Raw genomic sequence first — 12,267 nt, forward strand, 5'->3', positions numbered from 1 at the left:
CCGGTGCCCCGACCCGGCACGCCACCCGGTATCAACCCCTGATCGTGCTCGCCGGCCACGGCAGACCTTCCGGGCCGGCATGCGGCGTCAGGCTTCGGCGGCGGCCAGTTCGGTGCGGCGGAAGGCTTCCGGCGACAGCTGGAACCACACGAGGACCGCGCTCACCGCCTGGATCGCCGCGACCATCACCCACACCCCGCGCAGGCTCCAGTGGGCCGCGACCAAACCGCCGGTCAACGCGCCCAGCGGCGTCAGGCCCCAGGCCAGCGCGCGGTGGCTCGTCAGCACCCGGCCCAGCAGCGGGGCCGGCGTGAAACGCTGGCGGCTCGACTGCGAACAGACGTTCCAGACCAGCACCGTCGAGGTCATGAAGACCAGCACCGCCCCGATCAGCGGCGGCCACGGCGGCAGCACGGCCAGCAGCAGCGGCGACACCGCGCCCAGGCCCTGCGCGAGCCGCATCGACCACGAGTAGCCGAGCCGGTCGACGATCCGCTGCACCACGAACGACGACAGCACCCAGCCGACCGCGAGACACGCCAGCAGCAGGCCGTACCCGACCGAGCCGACGTGCAGGATCTGCGTCGCGTACAGCACCAGCATGGAACTGCTCGCGCTCGCGGCGAACGAGCCCAGCGCGACGTTGATCGTGATCGACCGCAGCAGCGGCGTCCGGACCAGGTGGGTGAGCCCGGCCGAGAGGTCACGCAGCGGGTGCGTCCGCGCGGCGACGATCGACTCGGACGGGATCCGCCGCGCCAGCACCAGCGCGACCAGCGCGAACGCGGCGGCCAGCCACGCGGGGGCCCCGGTGCCGACGGCGATCAGGAACCCGGTCGCCGGCGGCACGATGAACTGCACCACGCCCCGGTCGATCACCGTCAGCCGCGCGTTGGCGTGGGCCAGCCGGTCCGGCGCGACCAGTTCGGGCACGAGCGCGCCGCTCGCGCCGTCGCCGAGCACCTGCGCGGAGGTGATGACGAACGCGATGACGAGCAGCGCGGGCAGCGTCAGCGCCCCGGCCGTGGTGATCGCGCCCAGCACCAGCGCGGTCCCGACCTGCACGGCGTACGCCCAGGCGAGCACGGTCGTCCGCCGCACGCGGTCGATGAGCACCCCGGCGAACAGCGACAACAGCAGCCACGGCGCCTGCCCGAAGACGTTGACCAGCGACACCTCGCGCGGATCGGTGGTGATCGACACGGCCAGCAGGGGCAGCGCCGCCAGCAGGAGTCCCTCACAGGCCGAACCGGACACCGCGACGGCCTGCAGCCGCACCCATCTGCTGGTCATGATCGTTACCTTGCCTAACGATCGAGCCCAGCCCAAGCGATTTACGCTCTAGGGTGATCAGCGTGGATCAGCTCCAGGTGCCGTCGCCGCTGGTCGAGCTGGCCGAACCCGGCCTCGGCGTGCGCGTCTTCCTCAAGCGCGACGACCTGATCCACCCCCGAGCTGCCCGGCAACAAGTGGCGCAAGCTCAAGCACAACCTCCGCGACGCGGCGGGCGCGAAGAGGCTGCTGACGTTCGGCGGCGCCTACTCCAACCACCTGCTCGCCACGGCCGCCGCCGGGCACCACTTCGGCTTCGAGACGGTCGGCGTCGTGCGCGGCGAGGAGCACCGGCCGCTCAACGACGTCCTGCGCGCGGCCGTCGCCCACGGCATGGCGCTGACCTATCTCGACCGCACGGCGTACCGCGCGAAGACCGAGGCGCTTCCCGCCCTACGCCGCGAGTGGGGCGAGTTCTTCCTCATCCCGGAAGGCGGCGCGAACCCGGCGGGCGTGCGCGGCTGCGCGGAGCTGGTCGCCGAGATCGACGTCCCGTTCGACGTCGTCGCCTGCTCGTGCGGCACCGGCGCGACGCTGGCCGGGATCGCCGCCGCCCTCGCACCCGGGCAGCGCGCCCTCGGCTTCTCCGCGCTCAAAGGCGGCTTCCTCGACGCCGACGTCACGCGCCTGCAGACCGAGACGTACGGGGGCCGTCGCGGGGACTGGTCGATCGACGCGGACTTCGCCTTCGGCGGCTTCGCCCGCCGCACCCCGGACCTCGACGCGTTCATCGACGGTTTCGAGGCCCGGCACGGCCTTCGGCTCAACTGGGTCTACGAAGCGAAGATGATGTACGGCCTCTTGGAGCGGATCCGCCGTGGCGGCTTCGCGCCCGGGACGACGATCGTGGCCGTCGTCGCCGGGTAGGTCAGCGGCGCACCCGGGTCGACTCGCGGACGACCAGCTCCGGGGTGAACACCACGGCCTGGCGTTCCGTCTTCGTGTCCGCCGTCTCGGCCAGCAGCAGCTCCGCCGCGGTGCGCCCGAGCCGTTGCGCCGGCTGCCGGACCGACGTCAGCGGGACCGCCGCCGCGCCCGCGAACTCGATGTCGTCGTAGCCGACGATCGCCATCTCCTCCGGGACGCGCACGCCCGCGCCCACCATCGCCTGCAGCACGCCCAGCGCGAGCAAGTCGTTGGCGCAGAACACCGCCGTCGGCCGGGGACTCATGCCGAGCAGCCGGGAACCCGCGTCGCGCCCCGATGCGACGTCCAGGCCGAGCCCCTCCAGCACCGTCAGCTCCGCCGCCGAGCTCCCCAGCACCGAGTGGACGCCCTGCTCGCGGTCGCGGCACTGGGCGAGGATGGCCGGGCCGTTGACGAACGCGATCCGCTCGTGGCCGGTCTCCAGCAGGTGCCGGGCGCCGAGCGCGCCGCCGGCGATGTCGTCCACCGCCACCGAACTCGCTTCGGACGTCGGGGCCTTGCGGTCGACGAAGACGTACGGCGTGCCACTGCGCCGGAACGCGTGCAGCGCCTCGCTCGTCGCCCCGACCGGGCTCAGCAGCACCCCGCGGACCCGCTGCTCGGCGAACATCGCCAGGTACGACGCTTCGAGGTCGGAGCGCTGCCCGCTGTTGCAGGTGATGATGTTGAGGCCTTCGGCGTGCGCGGCCTGCTCGGCGCCGCGGGCTACGTCGACGAAGAACGGGTTTCCGAGGTCCAGCACCAGCAGCCCCATGATCCGGCTGCTGCCGGCGCGCAGCTGCCGCGCGGACTCGTCGCGGACGTAGCCGAGCTCTTCGATGACCGAGAGCACCCGGTTGCGGGTGGCGGTCGCGACCACGTGCGGCCGGTTGACCACATTGGACACCGTGCCGATCGAGACGCCCGCCTGCCTGGCGACGTCCTTGATGCCGACCACCGCACCCCCTCGCTGAGAAAGGGTCAGCCTAGCACGCGGATGAAACGTTTCAGCGAATGTCTCACCCCGGTCATTTCCCACCGTTCGTCGCATGATCGCGGTACTAGGATTCGTCTCGCGTTCCTGCCACTGGGAGGAGTCCGGGTGCGGATCTTCACGATCGTCCTGTCGCTGGTGCTGATGACCGGGGTGTCGGGGGCGGTCGCCTCGGCCGACCCCGTTCTCGAACACGACACCGACGATCCCGTGCTGGCGGCGCCCGCGGTGACGCGGCCGGACACGCAGCACTGCACCGTCACGCTCGCCGACGCCTTCCGCTCCAACGCCGCCGACGGCACCTCGCAGTTCTACCAAGGCACCCTCACACCGCCGAAGGCGTGTGCCGGGCCGTGGGCGAAGGTCGTCATGGACCAGACCGTCACCGTCAGCGGGCGGCAGTACGACCGGATCGGCGACCTGAAGATCGGCGACGCCGAGGTCTGGTGGGGGACCACCGAAGAACCCAGCGGCGAGGGCAACCGGCCGATCACCTACCACTTCGACAAGGACCTCACGCCGTACGCAGCGCTGCTGCGCACCCCGCAGCCCTTCCGCGGCGGCATCGAGAACTTCACCTCCGACGTCTACACCGGCGTCTACGCCCAGACCGTGACACTCACCTACTACCGCGCCGACCGGTTGCACCCGGCTCCCGACGTCGCCGACCACGTCGCCGGGATGGGCCACGCCGACGCGACCCCCGCGGCGCCGACCGTCCACTTCACGGCGAAGGACCTGCCGCGCAACATCACCCGTGCGCAGCTCGAGGTGACGCTCGAAGGTCACGCCTGCGACGAGCAGTGGTTCGACGACGTCCCGGACGAGGTCTCGGCGAAGTACCCGGCCGCCGGGATGTGCGGCCACGGGCCCTACCGCGAGGCGAACTTCGCGATCGACGGGACGGCCGCCGGCTCGGCGTTCACCTTCCCGCACATCTACTCCGGTGGCATCGTCCCGCAGCTGTGGCGGCCGATCGTGGCGATCGACACGTTCAGCCTGCACGCCGAGACGTACGACGTGACGCCGTTCGTGGGCAAGCTCGTCGACGGCGGCGCGCACGACCTGTCGTTCACCGTGCCGGACATCGGCGGCGAGTGGACGGTCGTGCCCACCCTGCTGCTCTACACCGACGACCACGCCGCGCGGACGTCCGGCGCGCTCACCCAGGACGACGTCGCGGCGGCGCCGGTCCGGCAGACGACGGTGAAGGACATCGCCGGCGGCGTCAACGCGACGGTCACGGCGAAGCGCCACGACGTCACCGCGGGCTACGTCGACACGTCGGCGGGGCGCGTCTACACCCGCGTCGAGCGCACCCGTGACTACCGCAACAGCGACGACGTCACCGGCGGCGGCTTCACCCAGCACGTCGTCCAGGCCGACGCGGGCCAGCAGACCTCGACGTCCACTGTGGACGGCCGGGTGCGGACGGCGGACCGGCACACCTGGTCCTACCCGCTGACCACCGACGCCACCGCGAACATCACCGACGACCAGAACCTGCGGATCTCCGGCGCCGCCGAGATGACCAAGATCCTCGGCGACCTGACCGGCGACGGCCGGTCGTGGCGCCCGGTGCGGGCGTCGCGGGAGTGGCTGTCCGCGTCCGGCGTGCTGGCGCGCACGAACGGCGTCAACACCGAAGCGGACGGGAAGTCGCGGACGCTCTACACCGGGGCCGACGACGCGGGCCGGCCGTACCTCCACTACATCGCGAGTGAGCACGGGCTGATCACCGAAAACCGGGAGCTACCGCCGCGAAGGTGAACCCCGTCTCGCTGCCGCTCACCCGATCGGGCTAGTGGGGTACTGTCGGAGACATGGGGAGTCTCCGCTCACGGGTCCTGGGCTGGGTCGGCCGACGCTACCTCGCGCGGCAGTCGAAAAAGGGCTTCGACCTCGAGAAGATGTCGTCCTTCCTGCCGGATTCGGCGCTGCTGCCGCTCAAGCGCGAGGGTCTCGACCCGGTCGCCGAGCTGGCCGCGACCCGGGCCGAGGCCCCGATCAGCAAGCTCGACCTGCCGTTCGGGATGAACGCCTGGCTGGTCACGGGGTACGACGAGGCGAAGGCCGTCCTCGGCAAGGTGACCGGGTTCTCCAGCGACTTCACCAACCTGGTGGGCAGCGCCGGGGTGACCGAGGACCAGAACCCGGGCGGCCTCGGGTTCGCGGACCCGCCGGTGCACACCCGGCTGCGCAAGCTGCTCACGCCCGAGTTCACCATGCGCCGGCTGGGCAGGCTGACCCCGCGCATCGACGAGATCGTCGCCGAGCAGCTCGACGCGATGGCCGCCACCGACGGCCCGGTCGACCTGTGGCAGGCGTTCGCGCTGCCGATCCCGTCGCTCACCATCTGCGAGCTGCTCGGCGTGTCCTACGAGGACCGCGAGGACTTCCAGCGGCTGAGCACCGCCCGTTTCGACCTCTTCGGCGGCGCCAGCGCGTCGCTCGGCGCGATGACGGAGTCGCTGACCTACCTGCTCGACATCGTGAAGAAGCAGCGCGAAGAGCCCGGCGACGGCCTGCTCGGCATGCTGATCAAGGAGCACGGCGACGAGATCTCCGACCGCGAGCTGGCCGGCCTCGCCGACGGCGTGCTCACCGGCGGCCTGGAGACCACGGCGAGCATGCTCGCCCTCGGTGCGCTGGTGCTGCTGCGCGACGAGAAGGCGTTCGACGCCGTCCGCGGCGACGACGAGTCCGTGCACCGTTTCGTCGAGGAGCTGCTGCGCTACCTGACGGTCGTCCAGATGGCGTTCCCGCGGTTCGCCAAGCAGGACATGGAGATCGGCGGCGTCCACATCGCCGAGGGCGACATCGTGCTGGTGTCGCTGTCGGTCGCGGACCGCGACCCGAAGCTGGGCCCGGACATGGAGAAGTTCGACGCCACCCGCGAGCCGACGTCGCACCTGGCGTTCAGCTACGGCATCCACCGCTGCATCGGCGCCGAGCTGGCCAGGATGGAGCTGCGCACGGCGTACCCCGCACTGGTGCGCCGGTTCCCGAACCTGCGCCTGGCCGTGCCGGCCGAGGAGCTGGCGTTCCGCAAGGTGTCCATTGTGTACGGCCTGGACGAACTCCCGGTCCTGGTCGACTGACGCGGTCCGGCCGTCCTTTGTGGATCGCGCCGGTCGCCGCGTCAGGTCCAGTTGCCCTAACCCGATCGTCGTGGTGAGGCGGTTGCGGGGAGCGACCGTGGCCGGCGAGTCGAAGCCGAAGTCGTGGAACGCGCGGCCCGACAGCACAGCGGCGACGTCCGGCAAGTCGGAAGGCGCGGTGACCGGTCATGGCGGAAACGATCGAGGGTCCCGCACCGCCCGCCCAGATCACGAACCCGAGAGCGCTTCGCTGCACTGCACTGCGCGGAGCGATCAGGTCATGGCGCACGGTCAGGTCGCCGCGGAGGCCTGGTCGCGCGACACCATGCAGAGCGATCCGCGAACCCGGAGAAACCTCGCCTCCGTAAGAGCATCGGCCCCGCTCGGCCTCGCCCACCCGAGCAAGGCGCGCGTCGCGATCCCCACGACGGCCTGCCCCCGGGGTGGCAGGGGGCCGACAGGACCCGTCAGTTCACCCCGCGCGGCCGGAACTGCACGCTGATCCGCGGGCCGACCGGCTTGGCCGTCTTCGGGATCGAGTGCTCCCACGTGCGCTGGCAGCTGCCGCCCATCACCAGGAGGTCGCCGTGGCCCAGTGGGCGGGCCAGGGTCTTGCCGCCGCCTCCGCGTGGGCGTAGTGCCAGGGTGCGGGCCGCGCCGACCGAGAGGATTGCGATCATCGTGTCCTCGCGGGCGCCGCGGCCGATGCGGTCGCCGTGCCACGCCACGCTGTCCCGGCCGTCGCGGTAGTAACACAAGCCCGACGTGCGGAACGGCTCCCGCAGCTCGCGCAGGTAGTGCTTGCTCAGTGCGTCCCGCGCCGCGGTGAGCGCGGGGTGGGGGAGCGGCACGTTCTCGCGGTAGTAGCTCAGCAGCCGCGGCACGGCGACGACCCGGTCGTACATCTTGCGCTTCTCGGCCTGCCACGGCACGCCTTCGACGAGCGCGGCGAAGAGCTCGTCGGCACCCTCGAGCCAGCCGGGCTGGATGTCCACCCACGCGCCCGCCCCGAGGTCGGTCCGCTCCGGGGCGAGCGGGCGCAGCGAAATCGAGCCCTGGGTGCCGAACAGTGAAGACTGGAGACCCGGGTTCATGACCTCACCTTACACCAAGATCGAACACCTGTTCTAGTGAATCTCAGTGCGCGACGTCGTAGACGAGCTTCTGGACGCCGTTGCCGTAGGCCTCGCTGCTGACCAGCTTCAGGTTCTGCTTGTCCTTGTCGGTCCCGCTGAACAGCCGCTTGCCCGCGCCGAGCAGGACCGGGAACACCAGCAGGTGGTAGCGGTCGATCAGGCCGGCGTCGGCCAGCGCCTGGTTCAGCGCGGCGCTGCCGTTGACGATGATCGGCCCGCCCTCGGTCTCCTTGAGCGCGGCGACGTCGGCCAGCGAGCGGAGGATGGTCGTCTCGCCCCAGTTCGTCACCAGGTCGGACTCCTGCAGCGTGGTCGACACGACGTACTTCGGCATCGCGTTGTAGCCGGCGAACTCGACGGTCATCCCCGGCCACACCGGCGCGAACGCCTGGTAGCTGACCCGGCCCAGCAGCAGGGCGGTGGCCTCCTCCTGCTCGCTGCCCTTGATCTCGTAGGCGGCGGGGTCGAACTCGACGTCCTTGAAGGTCCAGCCCGAGTTGCGGTAGCCCGGCTCGCCGCCGGGTCCTTCGACGACGCCGTCGAGCGAGACGAACGAGGTGGAGATCAGGGTGCGCATGTGGTGCTCCTCAGTGTGCCGATCTTGCTTCTGCCAGTGTGTCGAACGGCGGACGCCGGATTCGACAAGGCGCGCCCGAAACTTCCGACGCACCCTTCCCGGCGGAAGTGGGTCTTGTCCGCGGGCCGCCCCGGCTCGTACAGTCTTCCCCAGCCGGGCAAAGGTCTGAACCTGTGACCGGTCACCGCCGCCTCTCGTCACACAGGAGGTTGGACGGTGCGCAGACTTCGCGGTGCGGGAGTGCTCGTGACGGTCGCGGCGGGGCTGGCGGTGCTCGCCCCGACGGCGGAAGCCCAGGTCGGCGGCGGTACGTGGACCTCGGACTCGCCGGGCTACAAGACGCAGAACGTCGGCTGCGGCTCGACGTCCGGGCTCACCTTCAAGCTCACCTGCTCCAGCAGCAGCGGTGAGCAGCGGGCGGAACGCCGTTACGACACCTACACGGGCGGCACCCACCAGTTCGAGGGCTCCTTCAAGATCACCAGCATGACCGGCACCCGGATCAGTCTCAAGCAGACCTTCCGGGACGGCTCGGACTCCGGGCCGTACTTCCTGCTGGCGGTCGAGAAGGGCGGCCGGATGTACGCCGTGGAGGGCGGGGCGACGCTGGGCAGCGGCGCGACCGTCGGCACGTCGGTGAAGGTCAACACGATCAACCAGGTGGGCAGCTCGCACAAGGTGTACCTGAACGGCTCGCTGAAGCAGACGATCTCGAGCCCGAGCGGCAGCTACTACGACAAGTTCGGCAGCTACCGGACCTCGAGCGGCGCGGGCCCGATCACGGTGACGTGGAGCGGCGTCAAGTTCTGGCACAAGTAGGCGAGGTAGGGTCTGACCTGCTGTTTTATAGTTGTTGAACGCGTCAGGCCGTCGCTAGGCCGTCTCGGGATCTTCAAGCCGTGCCGCCCCGGTGTGGCGCGGTTTGAAGATCCCGTCGGCGGCCTTCCGTGCCCGACGATGACTCGACGGGACCAGGTGGGTGTAGATCCGGAGCGTGTAGCCCGGGTCGTGGTGACCGAGGTACTCGGCCAGTTCCTTGACCGACACTCCGGACGCCAAGGCGATCGAGGCATAGAGGTGCCGCATGCCGTGCATCCCGTCTCGTCGCGGAATGTAGTTGAGCTCCGCCGCTCGGTAAGCGGGCTTCCAGATGGCGGTGTTGAACTCGGGGCCGCTGATCGCCTCGTAGGCCGCGCGAGCGCCGAACCGGCGGAGGACCTGCGGCTTCCGGATGAGCAGTCGTGCGGTCTCCGGACGTGCGCCGGGTTCGAGCCAAGGCAAGGTGATCGTGACAGGTTCGAAGTTGTCCAGGTGGGCGTCGATCTCTTCCAGCACGCCGGCGCCGACCGGCACCACTCGTGTCTTCCCGCCCTTCGGAGGAGCGAATACCGGAACGTTGCCGATCCACCGGATCTGCCGCTGGATGTTGACCACCATCGCTTCGCGGTCGACATCGTCCGGGCTGAACCCGAAGATCTCCATCTGCCGCAGTCCCAGACCGGCCCCGAGTGGCACGACCACCTGTTGCGAAGCGGGCAGGGCGAGCTTCACCCGGTGTACCTGGGGCGCCTTCCAAGGAACGATCTTCCGCTGTTCGGGCTTGGGACGTTTGATGCTCTTCGCCTTGCACGGATTGCTGCGGATCTTCTGGTCGACCCGCGCGGCTTCGAGGATCGCCGAGACCATGTCGAACAGGACGGCTCGATAGGATGCGGCCAACCCGCGTCCACCTTCACTCTTCGGGCGCTCCATCCAGTCGAGCCAGTCACGGATTGTTTCCGTCTTCTCGACGGCTCGCAGCGACTTGTCGCCGAGAGACGGAAAGATGCCGTTGTCGAGATGGCTCGTGACCGTCTGACGAGTCGATGCGTCTGTCGACTGGCCTTTGCGCCACTCGCGGGTGTAGGCGCGGAACGGTAACTCACCAGCCTTCGGGTCGACGTACTCGTGCGAGAGCACGTCGTGCTGCATCTTGGTGAGGAACGCCTTTGCGCGGGTCAGCTCCTTGTCGGGAAAAGACTTGGACTTCTCCTTTCCATCGGGGTCGTAGTACCGGACCTTGTAGCGGTCGCCCTTGCCGAACAGATCCGTCTTCTCCCGAACCGGCCGGCCACTGTCGGTGTAGACGAGCTTCCCGCCCACCTTCTTCTTACGCCACCACCGGTCCTCCACGTGTCCTTTCACGCGGCTCTCCTTCCTCCTGCCAAGCCGAACCACCTCGGTGCGGCGTGAACAGCCCTGGTGCCCCCGTAGAAGCCGTTCGCGGGGGCACCAGGGCTGTTCACGCACGGCGGATGTCAGGCCGCTTCAAGGCTTGCCAGCCAGGCCCGGACGGCTGCCGGGGCGTAGCGGACGTGCTTGCCAAGCCGCACCCACGGCGGGCCATGTCCGGTGAGCCGCCAGTGCTTGAGCGTCTTCTCCGAGATCCCGAGGAACGCCCCCAGTTCGTCCGGCCCCCAGAGCCCTTCCAGCTCCACTACACGGATTCGCGCGGCCATCGCTGTGCCCTCCCTTCCCGGTGGGTCAGGCGGCCTCCGCGGCCGTGATCGCAGTTGCCGAGAGTTTTGAACCTGGTAGACCGGCGGCGGCGAGCATTGCCCGGAAGTACCCCCGCCTGCCATGCGATGCGCTTTGAGATTGCGCGTATGACGAGCTGGTCTCGTGGCGTGCAGCGGACGTCGCCGGGTCTCCAGGTCCTGCTGGTCTCGGTGGAGGCCCGGCCGTAGAACGCGAATCGCATCAGGCCGCCACCTGACCCGAAGCGGGACGGCAGCTGGTCCCGTACTCACGGTCTGCGCTGAGCAGCAGACGAAGCAACGCGCCGGCAGACCCGGAAGACAGTGCGAGCGGGCGCGTCAGTACCTCGATGGGGGGCGGGCTGTCGTCCTGCCGACGTCGCAGCGGGCGGCTGTCGGCGGAGTCGTGCCTTGCCGGTGGCCGAGACTGGCTCCGGTGCTGCGAAGAGTTCGTCATGTCCTGCCCCTGACTGCCTGATCGATATACGGGTCGTCCACGACACCGTCGTGGACGCCAAGAGAGCAAGTGCCCGTCTGGGTCGTTTTGAACAGTGCCTCGATAGCAACTCCGTCTATTCGGCCATCAGGCGACATGGCGACGCCATATCGTTACCTTTGCGGGAAGTCGCTGAGAACTTTCAATGCCTCTGTGTCAACAAAATAATGGACGGTCGACTCTATTGCGGATATCGGCATTGGGTAATCTGCGTCGACGTATGCACGGTGGTCAACGACTTCATGTAGTGTGAGATGGTGGCCGGCGAGGCCATCCCGTTCAGTCTGGATGGTGTGTCGTACGAGATCGACCTGTCCGAGGAGAACGCCGCCGCACTGCGTGAGGAACTCGCCGCATATGTCGCGTCCGGCCGCCGGATCGGCGGCCGGAAGGTTCGAAGCTCCATCGACCGGCCGAAAGTCACGAGTACGGCGGATGACCGGGACCGGTCACGCGCCATCCGGGCCTGGGCTGAAGAGCACGGCTGCGAAGTCGCCGACCGCGGTCGGATCTCATCGGGGGTCATCGCTGCCTTTGACGAGGCGCAGCAGAACGCTGCGCAGCCTTTGACAGTTGTACGACGGCGAAATAGCGCGCAGAAGGCGGTCAGCACTCAAAGTAGCCACAGGCAGTTGTGTGCTTGCAGTGCGGCAGCAACGTGTCGGCTCCAGCGGCCGTGCGCTGGTCGGAGACGAAACGCCGTATGCAGGTCCCTCTGTGCTGGCGAGGTGAACTGAAGAAAGACTGCTGGGTCACCGAGTCCTGGTCGTGCTGAAATAGCTACCGTTGTAGGGCAGGATACCGTCGCTCAGTTCTTCCGTGTCAGGGAAGTGGCAAAACCTGACTTGACCAGGCTAAACGCGCGCCACTGCAGGTCGCGGGCTTCTATTGCTCCTCGGTGGGGCAGCTTTGGCGCAGTTGCCTCAGGTTGTGGTCGCCGACGTATCGCCAGGTTCCGCACGGCTGGGCCCAAAGATGGTCCGCCTAACCGTATAACGAGATAGACAGCAAGTGCCTGGTTCCGGCGGCGTCTACTACGTCTGCCGCGAGACGATCTACAGGCAGCGGCTCTTCAGGCTGACGAGTCTTTATCGTCCGAGGCGTTCCCGGTCCCGGTCGTCATCACCCTGCCGACTCCGGACGTGGGGACCAGCTGCGCGAGGTTCTTGCGTCGATTAGGTCAATTGGCTTCCGGCTCCGTCGGCCAGG

Annotated in this window: 11 protein-coding genes; 5 read left to right on the plus strand and 6 right to left on the minus strand. The window is 69.0% G+C overall.

Going from position 1 to position 12,267, the window contains the following annotated elements; genetic code table 11:
* Nucleotides 1-87 precede the first annotated feature (87 nt).
* The gene (locus MUY22_RS31030; RefSeq protein ID WP_247050481.1) at nt 88-1,293 is read right to left on the minus strand and encodes an MFS transporter; all 1,206 of its coding nucleotides are present in this window, start codon (nt 1,291-1,293) and stop codon (nt 88-90) included.
* 228 nt (nt 1,294-1,521) lie between these two features.
* On the opposite strand from MUY22_RS31030, the gene MUY22_RS31035 reads away from it, so the two are divergent.
* A complete protein-coding gene (locus tag MUY22_RS31035) occupies nt 1,522-2,199 on the plus strand; it encodes a 1-aminocyclopropane-1-carboxylate deaminase/D-cysteine desulfhydrase (protein WP_371827698.1) in 678 nt (225 codons plus the stop codon).
* A gap of 1 nt (nt 2,200) precedes the next feature.
* On the opposite strand, the gene MUY22_RS31040 is transcribed toward MUY22_RS31035, so the two are convergent.
* Nucleotides 2,201-3,196 (minus strand): LacI family DNA-binding transcriptional regulator, encoded by a 996-nt coding sequence (locus MUY22_RS31040; RefSeq protein WP_247050483.1) that lies wholly within the window; start codon nt 3,194-3,196, stop codon nt 2,201-2,203.
* Nucleotides 3,197-3,340: 144 nt separating this feature from the next.
* Here MUY22_RS31040 and MUY22_RS31045 point away from each other — a divergent pair, with 144 nt between their 5' ends.
* The gene (locus MUY22_RS31045) at nt 3,341-5,002 is read left to right on the plus strand and encodes a peptide-N4-asparagine amidase (protein ID WP_247050485.1); all 1,662 of its coding nucleotides are present in this window, start codon (nt 3,341-3,343) and stop codon (nt 5,000-5,002) included.
* Nucleotides 5,003-5,055: 53 nt separating this feature from the next.
* Nucleotides 5,056-6,333 carry a cytochrome P450 gene (locus tag MUY22_RS31050; protein ID WP_247050488.1) on the plus strand — a complete coding sequence of 426 codons (1,278 nt, stop codon included), beginning with the start codon at nt 5,056-5,058 and terminating at the stop codon, nt 6,331-6,333.
* A 467-nt stretch (nt 6,334-6,800) separates the two neighbouring features.
* Here MUY22_RS31050 and MUY22_RS31055 read toward each other — a convergent pair whose 3' ends face one another.
* Nucleotides 6,801-7,427, minus strand: a complete 627-nt coding sequence (locus MUY22_RS31055) for an alpha-ketoglutarate-dependent dioxygenase AlkB (RefSeq protein WP_247050490.1) — start codon at nt 7,425-7,427, stop codon at nt 6,801-6,803.
* Between the two features lie 43 nt (nt 7,428-7,470).
* Nucleotides 7,471-8,046, minus strand: a complete 576-nt coding sequence (locus tag MUY22_RS31060; RefSeq protein WP_247050492.1) for a dihydrofolate reductase family protein — start codon at nt 8,044-8,046, stop codon at nt 7,471-7,473.
* Nucleotides 8,047-8,262: 216 nt separating this feature from the next.
* Here MUY22_RS31060 and MUY22_RS31065 point away from each other — a divergent pair, with 216 nt between their 5' ends.
* A complete protein-coding gene (locus MUY22_RS31065; protein ID WP_371827507.1) occupies nt 8,263-8,865 on the plus strand; it encodes a hypothetical protein in 603 nt (200 codons plus the stop codon).
* A 54-nt stretch (nt 8,866-8,919) separates the two neighbouring features.
* Here MUY22_RS31065 and MUY22_RS31070 read toward each other — a convergent pair whose 3' ends face one another.
* Both MUY22_RS31070 and MUY22_RS31075 read right to left on the minus strand, forming a co-directional pair.
* On the minus strand, nt 8,920-10,230 hold the full coding sequence (locus MUY22_RS31070; RefSeq protein WP_247050494.1) for a site-specific integrase: 1,311 nt from the start codon (nt 10,228-10,230) through the stop codon (nt 8,920-8,922).
* A 113-nt stretch (nt 10,231-10,343) separates the two neighbouring features.
* Nucleotides 10,344-10,544: an AlpA family transcriptional regulator gene (locus MUY22_RS31075; protein ID WP_247050496.1), complete on the minus strand. Its 201-nt coding sequence runs from the start codon at nt 10,542-10,544 to the stop codon at nt 10,344-10,346.
* Nucleotides 10,545-11,312: 768 nt separating this feature from the next.
* Here MUY22_RS31075 and MUY22_RS49640 point away from each other — a divergent pair.
* Complete coding sequence (locus MUY22_RS49640) at nt 11,313-11,795, plus strand: Lsr2 family protein (protein ID WP_305879316.1); 483 nt, start codon at nt 11,313-11,315, stop codon at nt 11,793-11,795.
* Nucleotides 11,796-12,267 lie beyond the last annotated feature (472 nt).

Source organism: Amycolatopsis sp. WQ 127309 (assembly GCF_023023025.1).
Classification (GTDB): Bacteria; Actinomycetota; Actinomycetes; order Mycobacteriales; family Pseudonocardiaceae; genus Amycolatopsis.